Origin of the sequence: gamma proteobacterium SS-5 (assembly GCA_009497875.2) — a bacterium.
GTDB classification, from domain to species: Bacteria; Pseudomonadota; Gammaproteobacteria; order Chromatiales; family Chromatiaceae; genus Magnetovirga; species Magnetovirga frankeli.
Genome location: CP032508.2, coordinates 1,722,045 through 1,744,897, shown reverse-complemented (window position 1 = coordinate 1,744,897; position 22,853 = coordinate 1,722,045). Strand labels below are relative to the sequence as shown.

Below are 22,853 nucleotides of genomic sequence, written 5' to 3'. Positions count from 1 at the left end.
TGGTAAAGTCGGCAAGTTAATTCTTCAACCCAGGCCTGATCATGGACTTCCTACCTATCTTCATAAAAATAAAAGAAAAACCCTGCCTAGTCGTGGGTGGCGGTGAGGTCGCGGCGCGCAAGGTCGCCCTGCTGTTGCGGGCGGGTGCTCGGGTGCGTCTGGTGGCCCCGGACGTCCATGCCGAGTTGCGAGCGCTGGCCGAGGGCGGTCAGATCGAGCACCTATCCCGGCCCTTCACCGAGGCCGATGTGGTCGGCGCGGCGTTGGTGATAGCCGCCACCGACGCCCCCCAGGTCAATCAGTCCGTGGTGGCGGAGGCCGAGCGTCTGGGCATCCCGGTGAACGCGGTGGATCAGCCCGAGCTGTGCAGCTTTATCGTGCCCTCCATCATCGACCGCTCGCCGGTGATTGCCGCTGTCTCTACCGGCGGCGCCTCGCCGGTGTTGGCGCGGCTGATTCGCAGTCGGCTGGAGTCCCTGATCCCGGCCGGTTATGGCCGTCTGGCGGAGCTGGCCAACCGCTATCGGGATCGGGTCAAGGCGCGCTTTGCCAGCGGTAAGCAGCGGCGCAATTTCTGGGAGCAGGTGCTGGAGGGCGGCGTGGCCGAACGGGTCTTCTCCGGCCACCTGGCCGAGGCGGAGCTGATGATGGAGCAGGCCCTGCAGCGGGATGATCCCGACAGTCCGATTGGCGAGGTCTATCTGGTGGGCGGCGGGCCGGGTGATCCCGACCTGCTCACCTTCCGCGCCCTGCGTCTGATGCAGAAGGCCGATGTGGTGGTCTATGATCGTCTGGTGGCCAAGCCGGTGCTGGAGATGACGCGCAAGGATGCCGAGCGCATCTACGTCGGCAAGGAGCGCAATAACCACGCCATGCGCCAGGAGGAGATCAATCAACTGCTGGCCGACCTAGCCAAGCAGGGCAAGCGGGTGCTGCGCCTCAAGGGCGGCGACCCCTTTATCTTTGGTCGTGGCGGCGAGGAGATCGACACCCTGGCCCAGCAGGGCATCCCGTTCCAGGTGGTGCCTGGCATCACCGCCGCCGCCGGTTGCGCCTCCTATGCCGGCATCCCCCTGACCCATAGGGATTACGCCCAGTCGGTGACCTTTGTTACCGGCCACCTGAAAGACGGCTCCATCGATCTCAACTGGCCCCAGCTGGCCCAGCCCCATCAGACGGTGGTGTTCTACATGGGGCTGCAGGGGCTGGCGCTGATTGCACAGCGGCTGATCGAACATGGCCGCTCCCCCGACACCCCGGCAGCCCTGGTGCAACAGGGTACCACCCCGATGCAGCGGGTATTCACCGGCACCCTGAGCAGCCTGCCCAGTATCGTCGAACGCGAGCAGCCCAAGCCGCCGACCCTGATCATGGTCGGCGAGGTGGTGGAACTGCAGGAAAAACTCAGCTGGTATAAGGCCCCCAAGTCCAGCACGGACTCGCCCAGTCCGCTCCAGAACCAGGCCCAGGTCCAGGCCCAGGCCCAAGCCTGATCGGCCGGTGGACAGCCTGCAGATCATCCTGCTGGCCCTAGTGCAGGGGCTGACCGAGTTCCTGCCCATCTCCAGCTCGGCCCACCTGATTCTGGCGCCTCGGCTGTTCGGCTTTGGCGACCAGGGCCTGGCGTTTGACGTGGCGGTGCACTTCGGCTCCCTGGGGGCTGTGTTGCTCTATTTTCGCCAGGAGGTGTTGCTGATCCTGCGCGACTGGTTCGCCTCCCTGCCCGCAACGGGACCGGTGACCGAGCACAGCCGCATGGGCTGGCTGATCATCCTCGCCACCCTGCCGGTGATGCTTGCCGGGCTGCTGTTGAAGTCTCTGGTGGAGACCGAACTGCGCTCGCCGCTGGTGATCGCCTACGCCACCCTGGCCTTTGGCCTGCTGCTCTGGTGGGCCGACCGCCAGGGCAAGCGCCAGCGCCAGACCAGCGACATCCGCCTCAAGGACGCCCTGATCATCGGCCTGATGCAGTGTCTGGCCCTGATCCCCGGCACCTCGCGCTCGGGCATCACCATGACCGCCGGGCTGCTGCTGGGCCTGACCCGCCAGGCCGCGTCGCGTTTCTCCTTCCTGCTGGCCATTCCCACCATCCTCATGTCCAGCGGCCTGGTCACCCTGGAGCTGATCACCGAGGCCGACTACATCGACTGGCAGGCCCTGCTCTGGGGCATACTGCTCAGCTTCATCGCCGCCTACGGCTGCATTCAGCTGTTCCTGCGCCACATCGAGCGCATCGGCATGCTGCCCTTCGTCATCTACCGCCTGTTGCTCGCCGGGTTGATTTTGTTCATCCTGGGCGGGACGCACTGAGGGTGGGTGCCGACCTGTTGGGACAAGCCCGGCCCTCCCTCACCCAGCACTACCCACAACCCGAATCAGGTATCTCACTATGGCCCTAACCCACGGCATTTCCGGCTTTGGCTACGCCCTTGAGGGGCTGAAACTGGTGCTTCGGCCCGAGCTGCGCCGCTTTGTCATCGTCCCCTTTTTGATCAATCTGCTGGTGTTCAGCGGGCTGATCTGGCTGGGGATGCATCAATTTGCTGTCTTCATGGAGTGGATCCTGCCGGCCGATGCCTGGTATGGCTTTCTGCGCTGGCTGCTTTGGCCGTTGTTCGCCCTGACCGCCTTGCTGCTGGTGTTCTACAGCTTCACCAGCCTGGCCAACCTGATCGCCGCGCCCTTCAACGCCCTGCTGGCGGAGCGGGTGGAACTGTATCTCACCGGCCAGCCGCTGCCGCCGCAACCGGCCCTGTGGAAGACCCTGCTGCCCATGCTCGTCACCGAACTGGGCAAGCTGGGTTATTTTCTGCTGCGCGCCCTGCCTCTGCTGTTGCTGTTTGTCATCCCTGTACTGAATCTGGCCGCACCCGTGCTCTGGTTCCTGTTCAACGCCTGGATGCTGGCCCTGCAATACCTGGACTTCCCCATGGGCAATCACGGCATCGGCTTTGCCGATCAACGCAAGGGGCTGCAACGCCAGCGCCTGGCCTCGCTGGGCTTTGGCTCTGGCATCACCCTGTTGATGATGGTGCCTGGGCTCAATTTCCTTGCCATGCCAGCGGCCGTGGCCGGGGCCACGGCACTCTGGGTGGGGCGCATCCAACCGGCTCAGTCACAGAACTCCTGAATACTGCGCCGGGCCGAGTCTATACCCTGCTGGCGGCGCTCGTCGGTCACCCGCTCATAGCTGCCGTCGGGCCGTTTCAGCAGGCGGTTTTGCGGATTGCTGTACATCTGCAACATCTTGCGTGCCTTGGCGCAGTTTTCGGTCTTGATCCGCCGGGATTCGGCCCGGCGCCGCGCCGCCTCGTCATCCTCGACCCCGCTGTTCGTATCCTCTCCCTGGGCCTGAGCCGTTGCCCCGGCCGCCGGTTGTGGCGAACTCGCCGGCGGCGGTGGCGGCTTGATCAGCTGCGCCTCGCCACTGGGCGGCGGCCGCTCCGAATACACCACCCGGCCCTTATCATCGGTGTATTTGTACATGGCCGCGGAGGCCAGGGCGGGGAACATCAACAATACGGGCAACAAAGGAAAAAGACGCATGGCGTGGCTCCAGTAGGCTTGATTGACGGGTGATTATCCTGGATCGGGTATTTTCTCACGCAACCACGCAAGGCACCTAGCTCGACTTTGTTGGATTTCATCCAGAGCGGCCTGCGGCCAGTTGATGACTGAAACCTGGCCGCTATTGGATCTCAGTCAGCGCCCGGCCGAACCCCAGGCTGCTGTAGCGCTGTACGCGCAGGCTTGCCGACCAGTAGTCCGCTGGCAGGCCCGCCTTGCGCTTGAGTTGACGCCAGAACTGCTCAGGCTCGGGCAATTGCGTCCATACCGAGGGCAGGAAGGTACCGCGATGGGGGCCATCCTGCAGGATCAGGCCATCCTCGCCGGGGCGCAGCTGGGCGATCAGGTCCGCCTCCGAATCAAAGTTCAGGGGCCGTGGCTCGCCGAGGACCGAGATGTGCAGCTCCAGCCGGGGCAGTTCATCGGCCCTGAGGGGGCCAAAGCGGGGGTCCTGAAAGGCGGCGGCAAAGGCGTTGTCCGCCACATCCTGCGCCAGGGGCTGGAGCGCCTGCAAATGCCCGATACAGCCGCGCAGCCGACCCTCCAGCTCCAGGGTGACAAAGCAGGCCGCCGGTTCCTGCAAAGATTGCGGCCAATGCGCCAGCTCCAGCCGCAGCGGACACCCCTGCTCCAGACCGTGCTGGATGGAGTCTTGCGCCAGTTGCAGCAGCCTGAGCTGGTCCGGCTCTGAGAGGGTTTCAGAAGAAGGCATAGGCACCATAACCCACCACCTGGTCACGCGCTCCGGCGGTATCGCCGGAGTTACGCAGATCGAGCAGCTGCGGCCGCCAGCCCAGGGATCTGGCCAGCTCCAACAACCCGCCAATACCAATACGCCCGCAGGCATCCTCTGGCCCCAGGCCCTCGGCATCCAGGGCGAGGATGCGCTCGCTGCTGTGCTGATCCTGGCGCTGGGCCTGGCTGTAGCCCTGGTAGTGACTCAGGTCCGAGCTGATCAGGATGAGACAGTGCGGATCATCGGCCACCAGGCGCAGCACCTGGGTCACCTGGGCATAATGGCTCTGGCCAATGAGCAGGGGTGCCAGCTGGAACCCGTCCAGCAGGGTCTGCAGGAAAGGCAGCTGTACCTCCAGGCAATGCTCCTGGGCGAAAGCGGCATCCAGGGTCTGCACAAAGGGCAAGGCCAGCAGCCGCTGACACAGCTCCCGATCCAGTGGCATGTCCCCCAGCGGACTGCGCAGGGCATCGGCGCTGGGCAGGGCCAGGCCGGCAAAGGCCAGCCGATGGGCCGGCCCCAGCAGCAGCACCCGCTGAAACCGGTCGGCATGGGCCTGCAACAGGCAATAGGCGCTGGCCGCCACGGGGCCTGAATAGGGATAACCGGCGTGGGGCACGATCAGGGCGCGGGGCGGGGCATCCGTAGCGGGCAGCCGGGCCTGGCGCAGATAGCTGGCCAGATCCTGTTGCAGCCGGTCGGCCTGGGCGGGATAAAACAGCCCGGCCACCACTGGTTGCTGGATTCGGGGTTGGGGTAATGCATCCATGGGTTTCACCTCAGATTCATCATTTATTCACAGTCAGGGGGTAAATTGTCCCCACTGAGATAAGCATAGAACAAAATTCAGAACCCGATTCGAGGATGTCAGCAATGAGAAAAAACGAGGTGATCCGCGCCCAGCGTGACTTCAGGCTACAGCAAGAGCAGAGCCTGCTGTCGGAGATCAATTACCTGCAGAAACGCCTGGAAGAGATGGGCTACAACGGCGATTGCGCCTATGAGCGCGCCATCGAGGGCAAGTTCCTGCAGCGCCTGCAAGACCGCCGCCACAGCCTCGCCCTGCTGCGCAACGGCGGCCGCATCGACATCAACCAGTGACCCGGCTTGTAATCGGCCCAGGCATCCCCATCTGGATGGAACCGCGTTTCAATCCCTACAGGACCCAGCATGCCCTACTTTGTTTACCAGATCACTGAACCCAGACAACTTGAACTGCTACAACAGTTTGACAGCTACAAACAGGCCCGTGAACTGGCCCGAGGCAAGCGCGCCGAACTGGGCGTGAACAGCGCCATCCAGGTCCGCATGATCTTCGCCCGCAATAACGCCGAGGCGGAAAAACTCCTCAGCACCCCCAGGGAAGAGCGCTATATCGACGAGGGCTGAGGCCCCTCCCCTGCCGTTCTGGGTTTACAGCAGCCATCCAACAGGACGCAAACCAGCGCAGGGTCACTCTGCAACACGTTAATTTAACAAAGATAACCCCGTGAGCCTGTCCACAGACCCGCTTGATCTCAAGCAGCTTGATGCCAATGCCCTGGACCACCTGGATGAAGACCAGCTACAGCGCCTCTTAGGTGGGGTAAAAATCCCGCCGCGCCCCGAGTTGCTGATGGCGCTTCAGGAAGAGAAATACAAGGAAGAACCGAGCCTTAGCCGTATTGCCAAGCTGATCGGCCAGGACGTAGGCCTGACCGCCGCCGTGCTCAAGTGCGTCAACAGCCCCGTTTTTGGCCTCAGCAGCAAGCTGCTCAGCGCGCCCCATGCGGTCACCTTCATGGGACTCAAGGGCACCTTCAACCTGACCACCGCCCTGCTCTTGAAGCAGACCTTTGAGGATGACCCCGGCCTGCACCGGTTCTGGGACAGCTCCAGTGAGATTGCCCGCCTGGGCAGTTATCTGGCCCGGCAGTTGGGCAACGCCAACGCCGATGAAATGTACCTGCTGGGCCTGTTCCACGACAGCGCCATCCCCCTGATGATCCGCCAACTGCCCGGCTACCGGCAGCTGTGGGGCAGCCGCCGGGGCAATGGCCCCCAACTGGTGCAACAAGAAGAGCGTCGTTACCAGACAGGTCACCCGGTAATAGGCTATCTGATGGCACGGGAATGGGGCCTACCGCAGACCGTACGCCATGCCATCCTGGATCATCACCGGGCGGACTGGATCCTGGACGACAGCAAGCAAACCCCCGAGCCCCATCACAGCCTTCTGGCCAATCTCAAGCTGGCCGAACATATGGAGGGCCTGATCAACGAACTGGTCGATGGCGAATGGCCCCACATACGCGAACAGGTACAGGGCAGCCTGGGGCTGAGCGACCTGGACCTGGACGACCTGATCGCCGATATGCAGGAAATGCTGCTGGACCAGGACGACTGATCTCAAGCCCCAATTCAGGCCGCAATGACCGATGGCAGATACAGCCTGGTCGAATCAAACCCGCGCCACAGGGGGGCTTATCTGCCCCTGCTGTGCCTCTGCCGCGGCGGCATTGGCGGCAGACGGGCACTCAGCAGCAACCCCAGGATTGCCAGGGCCAGTGCTGGCCCATCCCCCCAGCGGACATAGGGGGTGGCACCCTGCCGGGGTTGCACCTGGCCGCTGACCACGCCCGACTGCAACAAACCGGATTGCGCCTGCAGGCTGCCGTCGGGGCGGATGATGGCGGAGATACCGGTGTTGGTTGCGCGCAGCAGGTAGCGGCCGGTCTCCAGGGCGCGCATACGGGCAATCTGCAGGTGCTGCCAGGGGGCCAGGGAATCACCAAACCAGCCGTCGTTGCTGACATTCACCAGAAAGCCTGCCTGTGGCAGGGCCTGGCGCACCAGGTTGGCGAAGACCACCTCGTAACAGATGCTGATCCCCGCCAAGCGGCCAAGCACCGGCAGCCATGACGGCCCCTCACCCGGCACAAAATCCACCATCTCCACCCCCAGGCCATCCACCAGGGGTTGCAGCAGACCGGGCAGGGGCACGTATTCACCAAAGGGCACCAGATGCCGCTTGGCATAGTGCGCCCCCGTGCCCCCCAGGTTCTGCAGGCTGTTGAAATACTGCGCCGAGCCCGGTCTCTCGCGCGGGATGCCGATCAACAGCTCCAGGTCTCGGGCGCGGGCCTCCTGGTCCAGCGGCTGTAGCAGGGATGTCTGTACCCGCCCGGCCATGGCCGGCACTGCCGTTTCCGGCCAGATGATCAGCTGGCTATCCCAGTGCTGGCGGGTCAGTGCCAGGTGCGCCGCGACCGACTCGCGCAGATGGTCCGGCTTCCATTTCAGGCTCTGCGGGATGTTGGCCTGGATCAGGCTGACGCGAAACGGGCCGCCCAGCGGCTGCGACCAGCTGGCCTGTTGCAGCAACAGGCCCGCCAGGGGGATCAGCGCCAGCAGGCCCAGGGCCTGCAAGCGTCTTGGCCCGATCAGCAGCCAGGCCAGGGCAGCAGCCAGCCAGAGGCCGAGCAGGCCCATGCCCTGCGCCCCGAACAGGGGGGCGAAGCCCGCCAGGGGGCTGTCGATCCAGGCGTAGCCGGTCTGTAGCCAGGGGAAGCCGGTAAACAGCCAGCCACGCAGCCATTCCAGCAACAGCCAGACCGATGGAGCCAGCAACAGCAGACGTGCCCGCAGGCCGCGACCCTGCCCCAGGCGCGCTATCGCCCAGCCCGCCAGGCCGTAATACAGGGCCATGCAGAGAACAAAACCCAGGGTATAAAGGCCCGCCAGCCAAGGCGGCACATAGGCAAACTCGGCCAGGCTGATACGCAGCCAGCTGACGCCAAGGCCCATCAGGCCCAAGCCATAGGCATAGCCCAGGCCCAGTCCCCGGCGCGGGCTGGCATCAAGCAGCAGCCAGAACAGCAGGCCCTGCCCCAGCGCCAGCAGGGGAAACCAGGCGAAGGGGGCAAAGCCCAGCACGCCAAGGGCACCGGCGGCAAAGGCCAGGGGATAGGACCAGGGGCCGGCGGGAAGCCTTGCCAGTAGTCCAGGCCCCGGTCCCGAAGTGTTCTGAAGAGATTTCATTATTCTGGGTTGAGGCGGCTCAGGCTGTAGGTCGGGCTTGGACCGTTTTTTCACCCTTCAAACTTCATTCTGCAACCTTCCTCAGGGGCGCTTTTTGGGTCTGGGTCAGACATAGGGATCGGCAAAGCCCAACTCGGCGAGGATCTGTCGCTCCAGGGCCTCCATTTCTTCCGCCTCGGCATCGCCCTGGTGGTCGTAGCCGCGCAGGTGCAGTATGCCGTGAACCAGCATGTGCGCCCAGTGGGCCGCCAGGGGTTTGCCCTGCTCGGCGGCCTCGCGCTGCACCACGGGGGCGCAGATCACCAGATCACCGAGGGATTCGGCGGGCAGGTGCGCCGGCCCCTCGAAGGGGAAGGAAAGCACATTGGTGGGCCTGTCCTGGCCCCGGTAGTCGCGGTTGAGCCGCTGGCTTTCGGCCTCATCGACGATGCGCACCACCAGCTCCAGGTCTTCCTCGATGCCCCGGCCGGCCACATCCAGCCAGCCTTGCAGGCGGGCCAAGTCCGGCTGGCCTGGGGTGTCATGGATGCGCTGTACTACCAGCTCAATGCTCATGGCCCTGCTGCCGGTCAAATTCGTCATAGGCGTGGACTACGCGCTGCACCAGGGGGTGGCGCACCACGTCGCGGGCGTTGAAGAAGGTGAAGCTGATGCCTTCCACGTCCTTGAGGATTTCGATCGACTGGCGCAGGCCGGATTTCTGTCCCCTGGGCAGGTCGGTCTGGGACAGGTCGCCGGTGATCACCGCCGTGGAGCTGAAGCCCAGGCGGGTGAGGAACATCTTCATCTGCTCCGGGGTGGTGTTCTGCGCCTCGTCCAGGATGATGAAGGATTCGTTCAGGGTGCGGCCGCGCATGTAGGCCAGGGGTGCCACCTCGATGACGTTGCGCTCGATCAGCTTGGCCACCCGCTCGAAGCCGAGCATTTCATACAGGGCGTCGTACAGCGGTCGCAGATAGGGATCGATCTTCTGCGCCAGGTCGCCGGGCAGAAAGCCCAGCCGTTCGCCTGCCTCCACCGCCGGGCGCACCAGCACGATGCGGCGCACCTGATCCCGCTCCAGTGCATCGATGGCGCAGGCCACCGCCAGGTAGGTCTTGCCGGTGCCCGCCGGGCCGACGCCGAAGTTGATGTCGTGGCTCACCACCCGATACAGGTAGTCCTTCTGGTTGGCCCCGCGTGCCCGCACCAGGCCGCGCTTGGTCTTGATCAGCACCTCGGGGCGTTCGGGCTTGTGCATCAGGGTCGGCAGCTCCTGGTCCAGTTCGCCCAGGGCCAGGTGCAACCGCTCCCGATCCAGGGCACTGTGCTCGGTCTGGGCGTAGAGCGACTCGATCAACCGCGCCCCGGCCTGCACCAGGGGCGCCTCGCCGATCAACTGAAACCGGCCGCCACGGTTATTGATCTCCACCCCCAGGCGCACCTCCAGCAGGCGCAGGTGCTCGTCCAGCGGGCCGCAGAGATTGGCCAGGCGCTGGTTGTCCTCGGGCTGAAGTTCGATCTGTAAGCTCAGCGGCTGATTCAATCTAAATTCCTCAATTAAGCCACAGAGACACGGAGATCACAGCGTGCTTTCAATGAGTGATGCATTAGTCACACCCACCTGACAGGCAGTCACTATTCAATCCTCAACAGATTGATTTTTCTCTGTGTGCTCTGTGGCTCTGTGGCTAAATGCTCTTTGTAGGCTCACAGCACACCCCGCAGGGAGTTGGGGAAGGCCTCGGTGATCTCCAACTCGACAAACTGGCCCATCAGCTCGGCGGGGCCGCTGAAGTTCACCGGCCGGTTGTTCTCGGTGCGGCCGGACAGCTCGGTCGGGTCCTTGGCCGAGTGCCGGTCCACCAGCACCCGCTGGCGCGTGCCTACCATCTGCCGACCGATGCGCTGAGCGTTGCTGCTGATCAGCTGCTGCAGGCGCGCCAGGCGTTCCTGCTTGACCGCCAGGGGCACGTCATCGGGCAGCTCGGCAGCCGGGGTGCCGGGGCGGCGGCTGTAGATGAAGCTGAAGGAGTGATCGAAGCCGATCTCCTCGATCAGGTTCAGGGTGTGCTGAAAGTCCTCCTCGGTCTCGCCGGGAAAGCCGATGATGAAGTCCGATGACAGGCTCATCTCCGGCCGCAGCTCACGCAGGCGGCGTATCTTCTGCTTGTAATCCAGAGCGGTGTGGCCACGCTTCATCTGCCGCAGAATCCGATCCGATCCGCTCTGCACCGGCAGATGCAGGTGGCTGACCAGCTGCTCCACCTCGGCATAGACGGCGATCAGGCTGTCGGAGAACTCCAGCGGATGGGAGGTGGTGTAGCGGATGCGCTCAATGCCGTCGATGGCGGCGCAATAGCGGATCAGCAGGGCCAGGTCGGCGCTGCTCCCGTCATCCATGCCGCCCCGGTAGGCGTTGACGTTCTGCCCCAGCAGGTTGATCTCACGCACGCCCTGCTCGGCCAGCTGGGCGCACTCGGCGATGACATCATCAAAGGGACGGCTAATCTCCTCGCCGCGGGTATAGGGCACGACGCAGAAGGTGCAGTATTTGGAGCAACCCTCCATCACCGAGACAAAGGCGCTGGGGCCATCGGCGCGGGGCTCCGGCAGACAGTCGAACTTTTCGATCTCGGGGAAGCTGACATCCACCACCGGCCGCTGCTCGCGGCGCACGGCATCGATCATCTCCGGCAGGCGGTGCAGGGTCTGCGGACCGAACACCAGATCGACAAAGGGCGCACGCGCACGGATGGCCTCGCCCTCCTGGCTGGCCACGCAGCCGCCCACGCCGATGATCAGACGCGGGTTGCGCTGCTTCCAGGGTCGCCAGCGTCCCAGCTGGGAGAACACCTTCTCCTGCGCCTTCTCCCGCACCGAGCAGGTGTTGAGCAACAGCACCTCGGCCTGTTCGGCCACATCGGTCAACTCCAGGCCCTGATGCACGCGCAGCAGATCGACCATCTTGGCCGAGTCGTACTCGTTCATCTGGCAGCCGAAGGTCTTGATAAAGAGTTTTGCTGGGGTGGGCATGGGTGGCTAAGCAAGGGGGGCCGGGATTGTTGCCGCCAGTTTACCTAATACAGAAGACAGAGGACAGAGGCCGGAGGACGGAGGACAGGGAGGGTGACAGGATTCCAGCCCTGTCACTGAGGCAAGCCCTTGCCGGGGTTGAGGATGTTGTGCGGGTCGAATTGGCGTTTGATGGCCTGCATCATCTCCAGGCCGACGGGGTCCAGCTCCTGGGCGACGAAGTCGCGCTTGGCCAGGCCAATGCCGTGTTCGCCGGAGAGGGTACCGTGCAGGCGGAGCACCAGCACCAAGGCATCGCTCAGGCACTGCTGGGCGCGTTCGCTGGCATTGCCCTGCTCGGGGTCGTACATCAGGTTGACGTGGATATTGCCGTTGCCGGCGTGGCCGAAGTTGACGATGTCGATGGCGTGCTGACGGGACAGGGCGTCGAGCCCGGCGATCAGCTCCGGGATGCGGGATACGGGCACCACTATGTCTTCGTTGATCTTCTTTGGCGCGGCGTTGCGCAGAGCCGGGGAGAGGGATTTGCGCGTCTTCCACAGGCGTTTGACCTGGGCCTCGTCCTGGGCGATCTCCACGCTGATCAGGCCGGGATTGCTGGCCGCCTGGGCCAGGGCCTCGGCGGCCTGATCCAGCCCGGCGGCGGCACCGTCCACCTCGATCATCAGCAGGGCACCTGCCGCCTCCGGCAGGCCGGGGTCGGAGAAACGACGCACCAGGCGCAGGGCAGCGCTATCCATCATCTCCAGGGCGCAGGGGATCACCGGCTGGGCCATGATGGCGGAGACCGCCTGGGCGGCGGCGTCCATGTCTTTATACACCGCCTGCAGGGTGCGCTTGGCCTCGCTCAGGGGGCTGAGCTTGAGGGTGGCCTCGGTGATCAGCCCCAGGGTGCCCTCGGAGCCGATCAGCAGCCGGGTCAGGTCGTAGCCGACCACGCCCTTGGTGGTCTCAACCCCGGTGTGTAAGACTTGGCCAGTGCCGATGACGGCGCTCAGGCCCAGGGTATTCTCCCTCGGCGTGCCGTATTTGACCGCGCGGGGTCCGGCGGAGTTGTAGGCCAGGTTGCCGCCGATGCTGCAGTAGGCGGCGCTGGTGGGGTCCGGCGGCCAGAAGAAGCCCAGGGGCCTGAGGGCATCCTGCAGGGCCTGGTTGGTCAGGCCGGGCTGCACCCTGGCCAGGCGGTTGGCCGGGTCGATGTGCAGTATCTGGTTCATGCGCTCGAAGCTGAGCACCAGGCCCCCTTGATCCGGCACGGCCGCGCCCGTGGTGCCGGTACCACGGCCACGCGGGATCAGAGGGAGTTGGTGTTCAATACAGAAGGTGAGCAGTCGCTGAATCTGCCCGCTGGATTCGGCCAGCACCACGGCCAGGGGGCGACCCTGCAGGCGACTATTGTCGTAGCCATAGGTCCAGCAGTCGGCGGGGTCGGTGAGCAGACAGTCGGCCCCGACGGCAGCCTGCAATTGCCCAAGCTGGGCCGGGGTCAGATTAATGGAACCGCTCCAGGTTGGCGCTGCCGCCGCCACCTGGGCTGGCCTGGCGGCTGCTGGGCGCGGGCAACTTGATGTACTCAAAGTGCTTGACCACCCGGCTGACCCCCTGCACATAGCGCACCTCCTCGGCGGCGGCGCTGCCCTCGGTACGGCTGACCATGCCCATCAGATGGATACTGCCGTTGTAGGTGGTGACCTCCACCCGGGTGGGGTCGAAGGTGGGCAGCTTGACATTAAACAGGCGCAGCTTGGCCTGGGTGCTGATATAGCTATCGTTGAGGGTGCCCTGGATGCCGCCGTCGTATTCCGGGTGGATCTCGATCTCGTTGATCACCTCGCGCACGCCGTTGAGGCCCTTGGCGTAGTTGGCGATCTGGCGCGACAGGGCGGGGCTTGCGACCGCGCCGGTGAGCAATACGCGGCGATTGAAGCTGGTGCTGGCGACATCGCTGAACTTCTTCAGCTCGGGCTGTTTCTGGATGTAGTTGGAGATCTTCAGGCCGATCTCCTTGTCCTCCAGCAGGGTGCCCACAGAGCGCCGGTCATGCACCACGGCCACGGCGGTGGCCCCGCCGGTAATCGCCACCGGGGCGCAGCCAGACAGCAGGGACAGGGCGGCAACGAGCAATAGAATCAAGCGCGGTAGCATGTTATCTCCTAAACCCGGCGTAACCGGAACAAAAAAGGACGCAGAGGACGCAGAGGACGCAAAGAATTGCAGAGATCACCGAGTTGCAAACATTGCCCCTAGCCCAGATGGCACCTTGTTCAGTGAACGGCTTCGCTCAATGCCCCAACAATTGCCGGTCGATCAGGTCGCACAGGCAATGGATGACAAACAACTGGCCCTCCAGGATACGCGCATCCTGGGCCGAGCTGAGGCATAGTTCAATATCCTCGGCCCCGAGCAGGGCGCTCAGCTCGCCGCCTTGCGTGCCCTCGCTGCCGGTCAGGGCGATGACCCGCATCTCCCGCGCCTGCGCCTCCTGCACGGCGCGCATCAGGTTGATGACCTCCCGCTTGGGGCTGATCACCAGCAGCAGGTCGCCGGGCTGGCCCAGGGCTGTGACCTGACGGGCGTACACCTCGTCCAGGCTGTCGCCGCTGGCGATGGCGGTGAGGGTGGCGCAATCGCCATTGAGAGACAGGGCCGGCAGGCCGGGGCGCTCCTGTTCAAAACAGTAGAGCATCTGCGCGGCGAGGATCTGCGCCAGACCGGCACCGCCGCCGTTACCGCAAGCCAGCAGCCGATGGCCCTGGATGATCTGGCCAAAGATCAGTTCGGCGGCGGCGCGCAGGGGGCCTGCCAGTCGTGCCTGGTTGTTTTGCTGGGCCTCCCGCTGGGAGACAAACAGCTGCTCGATGCGCTCGCTGAGGGACATGGGGCTATTCACCAAAGGCGTTGGTCAGCCATTGGATTGTACCCTGATCGCCGCTGATTCCAACCACGTCAAAGCGGCAGGGGCGGTCTTGCCAATGGGGATGGCAGAGAAGATAGTGGCGTGCGCTGTGCAGCAGGCGTGCCTGCTTGCGTGGATCGACGCTCTCCAGGGGCGAGCCATAACGGCTGCTGCGCCGGTACCGCACCTCGATGAAGACCAGGGTCTGGCCCTGCTGCATGATCAGGTCGATCTCCCCCTGACGGCAGCTGTAGTTGCGCTCCAGCAGCCTCAACCCCTGGGCCTGCAGGTAGCCAAGTGCCTGATCCTCGGCCCGATTGCCGGTCTCTCTGCTCAAGACAACCCCCTCATGGCGAGGGCAGATTGCCCAGTGGGGCGGTGGCCAGGGCCGGTTTGCGCGGCAGGTAGCCGATCACCTCAGGCTTGCCGTTCTTCATCTCGGCCCAGAGCAGCTGCTGCTGGATGCGCCGCTGCCGATCCAGGCGCAGTATGCCGGTCTTGCCGTCAAAGGCGGCCTGAGGGTCGGCGGCCAGTTGCTCCAGCTGGCCGAGCAGATTGTAGCTGTCTATGCCCATGCTGTGCAGGCGCGGGTATTTATTGCGGGATGAGGGAAACAACCGCGCCACCGCCGCGCGCGAGGTGGCTCCATCTTCGGCAATCAGCAGCCAGGGGTGGTCAGGAAAGCGGATGCCGGCCAGGTCACGGTCCAGACGGGCGTTGGGCCAGCCGTTATAGACCCGCGAGGTGGCGTAGATGGGCACCTCGCCGGCAAAGTTGAACTGCAACTGGGGGCGGATGGCGCGGGCCTTTTCCGGGCTTGCGGCAAGGAACAGTACATCGGCATCGCTGCGCGGTTTGGGCAGATCCTCCGCCTTGCCGCTCTGTTGCCGCTGCTGCTGCTTGTGCCGCGCCACGCTGGTGTCGATCTTGAACAGGGCGCGGATCTCCTTGGAGAAATCATGCTGTTTCTCTTTATAGAGCTTGTGCTCCACCAGGCTGCCGCCGAGGGCAAGCCAGCGGCTGCGAAAGGCCTCCAGCACGCGCTTGCCCCAGCGGCTGTCGGGCACCAGGGCCAGGGCCTGACGATGGCCGTCGTGCCAGGCCCGCTCCGCCGCCTGCTGTGCCTCGTCCTCCGGGGCCAGGGCAAACTGATAGAGATTGGCCGGCGGCCTTTGTCCGGCCGGGATGCGGTTCAGGGTCAGGGTGGGCAGGGGCAGCTCGGCCCGGTTGGCGATCTGCTCCACCGCCTGCTTGCCCAGCGGGCCGATCACCGCCACCGCGCCCTCGTCCATCGCCTGCTGGTAGATGGCATCCAGCTTGCTTGGCTTGCTGCTGTCGTAAAACTTGAGGCTGGGGCGCAGCTCATTGGGCACGGCGTAATAGGCCGCCATGATGCCGCTGCGAATGGCACCCGCCGGGCCCTTCAGCGGGCCAGACTGGGGCAGCAGCACGGCCACCTGCTCCAGGCGGTGGTACTGGGTCTGAATCCGCTCCACGCTGCCGGCGTACAGATCGGCCGCCGCCGGATGATCCGGGAAGCGGCTGCGCCACTGTTCATAGGCCGGCTTGGCCATGGCTATGTCATCACCGTGCTTTTTGAATACCCGCGCCAGCTCCATCCAGCCGCCGAGCAGCCCCGGCGGGCTGGGCTGGAGCAGCTCCAGGGCGGTATCCGACAGGGGCGTGAGGGTCTTGATCAGGCGCAGCTGGTTGTCCATCTTCTCCCTGGGGTCGCTGAGCAGGGCGTCCAGATCGCTGCGCGCGCGGGCACTCTCCAGCAGATTGCCCGAGAGCCGGTGGGCCTCGGCCTTGTTCAGGTAATATCGCCGTAGCTGGGCGCTGTTCAGCTGCCCCGGGGGGCGCTCAGATAGGCTATTGAGCGCCGTACCCAGGGCCCCGGACTTCATGTTGATCTCGGCGCTGAGCATGTTCCAGTCGAACAGATCGGCCGGCGGCAGGCGGCCAGAGGCCACCTTGTCGGCACTGGCGCGGGCATTCTTGATATCCTCGCCGCGCAGATAGGCCTCGGCCGAGCGCATATACAGCTGATCGCTGCGCGGCGGCGGGCTGTTGGCGGCCTGGGCGGCCAGGCGTCTGCCCTCGTTGCGCATACGCTGGCGGTCCGCCTCGTTGACGATCTCGGCAGAAGAGATCAGATTGGGATTGCCCCCAGAGGCGCGATTATCCGTCGGGTTGCAACCCAGCAGGAGCAGAATGGTCAGGGCAACCAGAAGTTTGGGCAGTTTCAGGGGCATGGTGTTATGGGATTTATGACGGGCCTGCTGGGTTGGCTCAGGCCGAGTATCGGAGGTCGATCTAATGCTGTCAAATGAACGCGGCACTTTATATGTGGTGGCAACCCCCATCGGCAATCTGGCGGATATCAGCCAGCGCGCCCGCCAGACCCTGGCCGAGGTGGACCTGGTGGCCGCCGAGGACACCCGTCACAGCGGCCGCCTGCTCGCCGCCCTGGGCATCAACAGCCCCATGCTGGCCCTGCACGAGCACAACGAGACCGCCCTGCTGGGGCAGATCATGCAGCGCCTGGACGGTGGTCAGTGCATCGCCCTGATCTCCGACGCCGGCACCCCGCTGATCAGCGACCCCGGCTTTGCCCTGGTGCGCGAACTGCGCCGGCAGGGCTACGCCGTGGTGCCCATCCCCGGTGCCAATGCCGCCATCACTGCCCTATCGGCGGCAGGGCTGGCCACCGACCGTTTCCTCTTTCTCGGCTTTCCGCCCCGCACCGGCCCGGCCCGGCGGCGGCTGTTCGAGCAACTGGCCACAGAGACCGCCACACTGGTGTTCTACGAATCCTGCCATCGCCTGCAAGACTGCCTGCGCGACATGCAGCTAGGCTTCGGCCCCCAGCGCCGCGCCATCCTCGCCCGGGAGCTGACCAAGCTGCACGAAACCTTCATCGACGCCCCCCTGGCACAACTGGTGGAACGGGTGAGCGAAGACGCCGACCAACGCCGGGGGGAAATGGTCCTGCTGCTGGAAGGCAACACCGACCAACCCGCAGACCCCAAGGCGCAGGATGCCGAGCGGGTACTCAAGATCCTGCTGCAAGAACTACCCCTGAAACAGGCCGCCAGCCTGGCCTCAGGCATCACCGGACTCAGGCGCAACGATCTCTACCAGCTCGGACTCGAGCAGAAGACAGAGGACAGAGGACAGAGGACAGAGGACGGAAGACAGAAGACAGACTTTTGCGTCGCTGCGCGACAGATTAAGTAAAAACTGGCGCGAAGCGCCTCTGTCCTCTGTCCTCTGTCCTCTGTATGCTAGACTGCCCTTGGAGTCGGCCAGGCGGTCGCTGCCGGCAACGGCGGAGGAAAGTCCGGGCAGCATAGGGCAAGACGCCAGGTAACCCCTGGGGGGCGCGAGCCTACGGAAAGTGCCACAGAAAATATACCGCCCCTCACCTAGTCACTAGGTGAGGGGTAAGGGTGAAATGGTGCGGTAAGAGCGCACCGCGCAACCGGCAACGGTTGTGGCAGGGTAAACCCCGTCCGCTGCAAGACCAAATAGGGGAATGAGCAGCTCGCTGCGACCTGCGGCCCGCAGGATTCCCGGGTAGGTTGCTTGAGGCCTGTGGTGACGCAGGTCCCAGATGAATGACCGTCCACGACAGAACCCGGCTTATCGGCCGACTCCACCCTCCCCAACCGGCCCCAAGCGGTGAGGCCCAGTGGTTTCCCTGGCCATGTATCAGCTAGCCGATGGCGATGACCAATCTTCCTGACCAAGCCATGAATTGTCCTGAGGAAAACGACCACTACGACAGCCCCTGGAAAGAGGTGCTGGAGCATGCCTTTCCTGAATTCATGGCCTTCTACTTCCCCAAGGCCCATGCCGATATTGACTGGTCACGGGGCTACGAATTCAAGAATACCGAACTGCGCCAAGTGGTTCGCGATGCAGAGCTGGGCAAACGCTTTGCCGATGCCCTGGTGCAGGTCAGCCTGAAAAACGGTGAACAACGCCTGGTGTACATACATATCGAGGTGCAAGGCGAAAGAGACAACCAGCTCCCCAAGCGCATCTACATCTACAACTACCGTCTGTTCGACCGCTATGATCGCCCCATCGCCAGCTTTGTGGTTCTCGCCGACCAGGATGAAAACTGGAGGCCGGATCACTTTGCCTACGAGGTGTTCGGCTGTCGGCACAGGCTCGACTTCCCGGTGGTCAAGCTACTTGACTATGCCGCCCAAACCGATACGCTGGAAGGCCACGCAAACCCCTTTGCCCTCATCACCGCAGCCCATCTGCGGACCCGGCAGACCCGCAACGATCCACAGGCCCGCTACCAGGCCAAACGGACCCTGGTGCGGCTACTCTACCGTCAAGGCTGGGACCGGCAGCGCATCCTCGACCTGTTTGCCGTACTCGACTGGATGATGCGCCTGCCCGACAGCCTGGAGCAAAAACTCTGGCAAGATATAGAAACCTTAGAAGGAGAAAGCAAAGTGCGCTACGTCACCAGTGTTGAACGCCTGGCCATTGAGCGAGGCATGAAAAAAGGCATGGAGCAAGGCATGCAGCAGGGCATGCAGCAAGGCATGCAGCAGGGCATGCAGCAAGGCATGCAGCAAGGCATGCAGCAGGGCATACAGCAAGGCATGCAGCAAGGCCGACAAGAAGGTGAGATCAGCCTGCTGAAACGCCAGCTGATCAAGCGTTTTGGCACCTTAACCCAGGATACCGAAACAAGGCTGCAACTAGCCACGCTGGAACAGCTCGAACTCTGGGGCGAGCGCCTGCTTGATGCCAAGACACTGGATGAGGTATTTGACGCGCATTGAGGATGGACAACGGCCGGGTCTGACTCGGGCACGGACTGGGTGTGCGTCTGGCAGGGCCAGGCACTGGCTAATCACCCCGCAAGCCCCGTGGGAGGACAGCTCTGCTGCGCGACCCGGCAGCCGATGCCGCCCAGCAAGGCTGGACTCCCACAGCGCATGACCCGCCAAACCCAGGCGAAAACCAGCACAATTAACAACAGCAATAATATCCTTGTAAAACCAAAGTAATCACGCATACTAAGGGACAAAAAGGACAGTGATTCAAGCATAAAGACCGATCTCCCCTGCCAAAATAGGCCCCTCTCTTGGGCAAGGGTCAGGGTGAGGGCTGAAAAAAGCGGGGCCTGACCCTTGTCCCTGCCCCCGCATAAGGCCTAAACCCCAAAGCAGACGGCATAGCACTCCCCGGATTCCGCCAGGCTCCATCCGGGCTACAACTCAACACCTCCGAGCGCCAGTTCGGAATATCCGGGGTTTGGGGTGCCCAGGATGCGAGGCAAGCCCCAAGGTTCGCAGTAATTCACTACTCTCTTCTCTGCGCCCTTTGCGCTTCTCGGCCCTGGAATCCTGCTTCGTTCCTCCTGCATCGGGCCTACAGGGAGGTAGGTCATGCCAAACCGATGACTGGATCAGCTTGACCCACACCTAGCCCCAAAGGGCGGTAGGTGTGGGGCGGTGGCCATGCAGTCGTTTGCGCCCTCTGCGTCCCATCGGTTCTTTTCTCGCTCCCACGCGCTGCGGATCGCTTCTGTCCTGAGAGGGGTTTTCTTATTCCCTGCCAGCGAGGCAAACTAACCCTTGCTCCAGGCCACCCGGTCGCGCAGGTACAGGGGCAGCGCCTGTTCGGGGCCGACTGCCCTGCCCTCTAGCAGCTCCCTCTCGGCCAGTAGGGCCATTTCTTCGGCGCGGCAGACCAGGCCACTGTCGCACCGCCCTGACGGCAGTGCCGTGGCCTGGCGCAGGGCCTCTGGATAGGCGGCCCAGCCACTGCCAAGGGCAAACCAGTCGGCCGCCTCGGGCGGGCTGGCCTGCTCCGGCGGTAGTACGGCCTCCCGGCCCTTGAGCTGGACCAGGCCCTGATCATCGACCCTATAGGCACCCCAATAGATCTCCTTCATGCGCGCATCAAAGGCGGCCAGCAGGTTTTGCTCGGCCTGTTCGCGGTAACCCCGCAAGGCCAGGGCCGCCAGGGTGGAGATGGGCACCACCGCCAGCCCCGCCCCCAGGGCAATCCCTTGGGTGACTCCGGCGGCAATGCGTACCCCGGTGAAGGAGCCCGGTCCACGGCCAAAGGCGATGGCATCCAGCTGGGTAAGCCCCAGACCGGCCTCGGCCAGCAGTTGCTCCAGCATGGGCAGGATGAGTTCGGTATGCCGCCGCGGCGCGTGCCGGAGGCGGCCAATGAGCTCGCCATCCAGGTTCAGCGCTACCGAGCAGGCCTCGGCCGAGGTATCCAGAGCAAGTATCTTCATGAGGGTATTATCCTAGGGATCACGGGGCAGGCCATGCCCACCGCGCAGCAGCCGCCGCAAACGATTCAGCCCGGGTCTTTCCGGTAGAAAAAAAAGCTGCCCGTCCACCTCCAGCAGCAGGCAGCTGCCGAGCATGAGAAAGCGAGGTGGGCCTGCAGACCCCTGTTCATCGCCCCAATGCAGACGCCAACCCCGCTCCCCATCCCAGCTCAGCGCCTGTGGCTGAGGGCGGCGCTCACGCCAAAGCCAGAACAGCCCGCTAAACAGCACCAAGACCAGCCCCAGCAGTATCTCCACAGGCCAGATGCGGGCCAACAGCAGCACCGGCAGGGGGAGCAAATGGGCCAGCAGCAGATAGATCCGACGGCAGCGACGATCGGTCAATTCCAGGCGCAACGGCGATTCAGCGTGATCGGTCATTTTGGCAATTGTGTCTGCACCGGTTTATCCTGACCCGGCTCGGCCGGTAGCAAAAGGGACGCAGAGATCGCCAAGAGGCGCGCTCTGCGTGCTGAAATTTCACTATTTTGTTCAGCACTTCACTGGCAAGGGACCAGGCATCCGGGGTAGGCCCTTCCTGCTCCCTCCCCTTGCGTGCCGATCGACGCCAGACACAGACAAGACCCAGATGCTATCCGCACTCAGAAGATCACTGCACGAAAGACCCTCCGCCAGGGAGATCCAGGCCAACGTCCTGGCCGGACTGACCGTGGGCGTCATCGCCCTGCCCCTGTCCATGGCCCTGGCCATCGCCAGCGGCGTGGCACCCCAGCATGGCCTTTATACGGCCATTGTGGCCGGTATTGTGATTGCCCTCAGCGGCGGCTCCAAGGTGAACGTCTCCGGCCCCACCGCGGCCTTTGTCGTCATCCTCCTGCCCATAGTGCAGCAATTCGGCCTGGGCGGCCTGCTGCTCAGCGGCCTCATGGCCGGGCTGATCCTGATCATCATGGGCCTGAGCAAGTTCGGCAAGCTGATCGAGATCGTCCCCTATCCGGTTATCGTGGGCTTTACCGCCGGCATCGGCGTGGTCATAGCCAGCTTTCAGATCAAGGACTTCTTCGGCCTGGATGTTGCCGGGCTGGAGGGCCATTATCTACACAAGATGGGGCAGATCCTGCAGGCGCTGCCCTCCCTCGACTGGCAGGAGAGCCTGATCGGCGGCATCACCCTGGGGGTCTTGCTGCTCTGGCCACGGATGCGCTCCAAGGTCCCCGGCCATCTGGTTGCCCTGCTGGTCGGCAGCCTGGCCGCCCTGGCCCTGGGGTCCTGGCTGACGGGCTTTTCCGTGGCCACCATCGGCAGCCGCTTCAGCTATGAGATCAACGGCCTGAGCGGTGGCGGCATACCCCCTGTCCTGCCCGGCCTTGCCTGGCCCTGGACCCTGCCGGGGGCGGATGGCACGCCCATCGGCCTGAGCTTTGAGCTGATCCGCCAGCTGTTGCCTGCGGCCATTACCATCGCCATTCTCGGGGCCCTGGAATCCCTGCTTTGCGCCGTGGTGGCCGACGGCATGTCGGGCAAGAAGCACGAGCCCAACGATGAACTCATCGGCCAGGGCATAGGCAACCTGATTGCGCCCTTCTTTGGCGGCATCCCGGCCACGGCGGCCATCGCCCGCACGGCAGCCAATGTCAAATCAGGTGGCAGCCTGCCCCTGGCCTCGGTGGTGCACGGCCTGTTCATCCTGCTCAGTATCCTGCTGCTGGCCCCCTTGCTGTCCTACATCCCCATGGCGTCGATGGCGGCCCTGCTGTTGATGGTGGCCTGGAACATGAGCGAGGCTCGGCATTTTGCGCGTACCCTGAGGGTGGCGCCGAGGGATGATGTGATCGTACTGTTGCTGTGCTTTCTGCTCACCGTGCTGTTCGACATGACCCTGGCCGTGGCCCTGGGCATGGGCCTGGCGGCCACCCTGTTCATCCGCCGCAGCATCAGCCTGACCCAGACCTCTGCCCTGGAGTTGGACCATGAGGGCTATGATCTGCCGGAGTCCATCGTGGTCTATGACATCAACGGCCCGCTGTTTTTTGGCTCGGCGCAGAAGGCGCTGAAGACCATCGGCCAGGTGCGCCCCGATGTGCGCGTGGTGGTGCTGAATATGTCCCAGGTCACCCTGCTGGACATGAGCGCCATCGTTGCCATGGAGTCCATCGCCGAGGACCTGAAACAGCGCAATATCGGTCTGGTGATCAACAACCTGCTACCACGCATGATGCTCAAGCTCAGGCGCGCCGGGGTGCGCAAGCGCAAGGACAGCCTGGCCTTCTCCCGCTCCCTGAACGACGCCTTCGGCATGGCAAAGCGGATGTTGGAGAGTCGGGTTTAGGCCCCAC

23 protein-coding genes and 1 other RNA gene are annotated in these 22,853 nt (G+C 64.0%); 10 read left to right on the top strand and 14 right to left on the bottom strand.

Annotated features, from left to right (window positions below; all coding sequences use genetic code 11):
- Positions 1-41: 41 nt before the first annotated feature.
- The 3 genes from cobA (at position 42) to cysZ (ending at position 3,130) form a co-directional block, all read left to right on the top strand.
- Positions 42-1,493, top strand: coding sequence for a uroporphyrinogen-III C-methyltransferase (gene cobA, locus D5125_13395; protein QFY90396.1), 1,452 nt, complete (start codon positions 42-44; stop codon positions 1,491-1,493).
- Between the two features lie 7 nt (positions 1,494-1,500).
- A complete protein-coding gene (locus D5125_13390) occupies positions 1,501-2,310 on the top strand; it encodes an undecaprenyl-diphosphate phosphatase (GenBank protein QFY90395.1) in 810 nt (269 codons plus the stop codon).
- A 79-nt stretch (positions 2,311-2,389) separates the two neighbouring features.
- Positions 2,390-3,130 carry a sulfate transporter CysZ gene (gene cysZ, locus D5125_13385; protein ID QFY90394.1) on the top strand — a complete coding sequence of 247 codons (741 nt, stop codon included), beginning with the start codon at positions 2,390-2,392 and terminating at the stop codon, positions 3,128-3,130.
- On the opposite strand, the gene D5125_13380 is transcribed toward cysZ, so the two are convergent.
- From D5125_13380 to amrB, 3 genes are all read right to left on the bottom strand, one after another.
- A complete protein-coding gene (locus tag D5125_13380) occupies positions 3,112-3,546 on the bottom strand; it encodes a DUF4124 domain-containing protein (GenBank protein QFY90393.1) in 435 nt (144 codons plus the stop codon). The genes cysZ and D5125_13380 overlap by 19 nt on opposite strands.
- 142 nt (positions 3,547-3,688) lie before the next feature.
- Positions 3,689-4,279, bottom strand: a complete 591-nt coding sequence (gene amrA / locus D5125_13375) for an AmmeMemoRadiSam system protein A (protein QFY90392.1) — start codon at positions 4,277-4,279, stop codon at positions 3,689-3,691.
- Positions 4,266-5,072, bottom strand: a complete 807-nt coding sequence (amrB, locus tag D5125_13370) for an AmmeMemoRadiSam system protein B (GenBank protein QFY90391.1) — start codon at positions 5,070-5,072, stop codon at positions 4,266-4,268. The genes amrA and amrB overlap by 14 nt, the downstream gene beginning before the upstream one ends.
- 104 nt (positions 5,073-5,176) lie before the next feature.
- Here amrB and D5125_13365 point away from each other — a divergent pair, with 104 nt between their 5' ends.
- The 3 genes from D5125_13365 (at position 5,177) to D5125_13355 (ending at position 6,689) form a co-directional block, all read left to right on the top strand.
- Complete coding sequence (locus D5125_13365; protein ID QFY90390.1) at positions 5,177-5,404, top strand: hypothetical protein; 228 nt, start codon at positions 5,177-5,179, stop codon at positions 5,402-5,404.
- Between the two features lie 69 nt (positions 5,405-5,473).
- Positions 5,474-5,692 carry a hypothetical protein gene (locus D5125_13360; GenBank protein QFY90389.1) on the top strand — a complete coding sequence of 73 codons (219 nt, stop codon included), beginning with the start codon at positions 5,474-5,476 and terminating at the stop codon, positions 5,690-5,692.
- Between the two features lie 100 nt (positions 5,693-5,792).
- Complete coding sequence (locus tag D5125_13355) at positions 5,793-6,689, top strand: HDOD domain-containing protein (protein QFY90388.1); 897 nt, start codon at positions 5,793-5,795, stop codon at positions 6,687-6,689.
- 77 nt (positions 6,690-6,766) lie between these two features.
- Here the strand turns inward: D5125_13355 and lnt are convergent, their stop codons facing one another.
- The 9 genes from lnt to D5125_13310 form a co-directional block, all read right to left on the bottom strand.
- Positions 6,767-8,323 (bottom strand): apolipoprotein N-acyltransferase, encoded by a 1,557-nt coding sequence (gene lnt, locus D5125_13350; protein QFY90387.1) that lies wholly within the window; start codon positions 8,321-8,323, stop codon positions 6,767-6,769.
- A gap of 105 nt (positions 8,324-8,428) precedes the next feature.
- A complete protein-coding gene (gene ybeY / locus D5125_13345; protein ID QFY90386.1) occupies positions 8,429-8,878 on the bottom strand; it encodes an rRNA maturation RNase YbeY in 450 nt (149 codons plus the stop codon).
- On the bottom strand, positions 8,868-9,848 hold the full coding sequence (locus D5125_13340; protein QFY90385.1) for a PhoH family protein: 981 nt from the start codon (positions 9,846-9,848) through the stop codon (positions 8,868-8,870). Before D5125_13340 ends, ybeY begins: the two co-directional genes overlap by 11 nt.
- A 164-nt stretch (positions 9,849-10,012) precedes the next feature.
- Positions 10,013-11,338 (bottom strand): tRNA (N6-isopentenyl adenosine(37)-C2)-methylthiotransferase MiaB, encoded by a 1,326-nt coding sequence (gene miaB, locus D5125_13335; protein ID QFY90384.1) that lies wholly within the window; start codon positions 11,336-11,338, stop codon positions 10,013-10,015.
- A gap of 113 nt (positions 11,339-11,451) precedes the next feature.
- On the bottom strand, positions 11,452-12,948 hold the full coding sequence (locus D5125_13330; GenBank protein QFY90383.1) for an FAD-binding protein: 1,497 nt from the start codon (positions 12,946-12,948) through the stop codon (positions 11,452-11,454).
- Complete coding sequence (locus D5125_13325) at positions 12,830-13,483, bottom strand: BON domain-containing protein (protein QFY90382.1); 654 nt, start codon at positions 13,481-13,483, stop codon at positions 12,830-12,832. The genes D5125_13330 and D5125_13325 overlap by 119 nt, the downstream gene beginning before the upstream one ends.
- A gap of 136 nt (positions 13,484-13,619) precedes the next feature.
- Positions 13,620-14,216, bottom strand: coding sequence for an SIS domain-containing protein (locus D5125_13320; protein ID QFY90381.1), 597 nt, complete (start codon positions 14,214-14,216; stop codon positions 13,620-13,622).
- 4 nt (positions 14,217-14,220) lie between these two features.
- Positions 14,221-14,571, bottom strand: a complete 351-nt coding sequence (locus tag D5125_13315; protein QFY90380.1) for a YraN family protein — start codon at positions 14,569-14,571, stop codon at positions 14,221-14,223.
- Between the two features lie 10 nt (positions 14,572-14,581).
- Positions 14,582-16,489, bottom strand: coding sequence for a penicillin-binding protein activator (locus D5125_13310; GenBank protein QFY90379.2), 1,908 nt, complete (start codon positions 16,487-16,489; stop codon positions 14,582-14,584).
- A gap of 64 nt (positions 16,490-16,553) precedes the next feature.
- Here D5125_13310 and rsmI point away from each other — a divergent pair, with 64 nt between their 5' ends.
- The 3 genes from rsmI (at position 16,554) to D5125_13295 (ending at position 19,045) form a co-directional block, all read left to right on the top strand.
- Positions 16,554-17,474 (top strand): 16S rRNA (cytidine(1402)-2'-O)-methyltransferase, encoded by a 921-nt coding sequence (gene rsmI, locus D5125_13305; protein QFY91162.1) that lies wholly within the window; start codon positions 16,554-16,556, stop codon positions 17,472-17,474.
- A gap of 60 nt (positions 17,475-17,534) precedes the next feature.
- An RNA gene (gene rnpB, locus D5125_13300) (RNase P RNA component class A) lies at positions 17,535-17,898 on the top strand.
- Positions 17,899-17,989: 91 nt separating this feature from the next.
- Positions 17,990-19,045: a DUF4351 domain-containing protein gene (locus D5125_13295; protein QFY90378.1), complete on the top strand. Its 1,056-nt coding sequence runs from the start codon at positions 17,990-17,992 to the stop codon at positions 19,043-19,045.
- A 791-nt stretch (positions 19,046-19,836) separates the two neighbouring features.
- Here D5125_13295 and tsaB read toward each other — a convergent pair.
- Together tsaB and D5125_13285 are read right to left on the bottom strand one after the other, a co-directional pair.
- The gene (gene tsaB / locus D5125_13290) at positions 19,837-20,517 is read right to left on the bottom strand and encodes a tRNA (adenosine(37)-N6)-threonylcarbamoyltransferase complex dimerization subunit type 1 TsaB (protein QFY90377.1); all 681 of its coding nucleotides are present in this window, start codon (positions 20,515-20,517) and stop codon (positions 19,837-19,839) included.
- 12 nt (positions 20,518-20,529) lie between these two features.
- Positions 20,530-20,937 carry a hypothetical protein gene (locus tag D5125_13285; protein ID QFY90376.1) on the bottom strand — a complete coding sequence of 136 codons (408 nt, stop codon included), beginning with the start codon at positions 20,935-20,937 and terminating at the stop codon, positions 20,530-20,532.
- Between the two features lie 208 nt (positions 20,938-21,145).
- Here D5125_13285 and dauA point away from each other — a divergent pair, with 208 nt between their 5' ends.
- Positions 21,146-22,846, top strand: coding sequence for a C4-dicarboxylic acid transporter DauA (gene dauA / locus D5125_13280; GenBank protein QFY90375.1), 1,701 nt, complete (start codon positions 21,146-21,148; stop codon positions 22,844-22,846).
- The last annotated feature ends 7 nt before the right edge of the window (positions 22,847-22,853 follow it).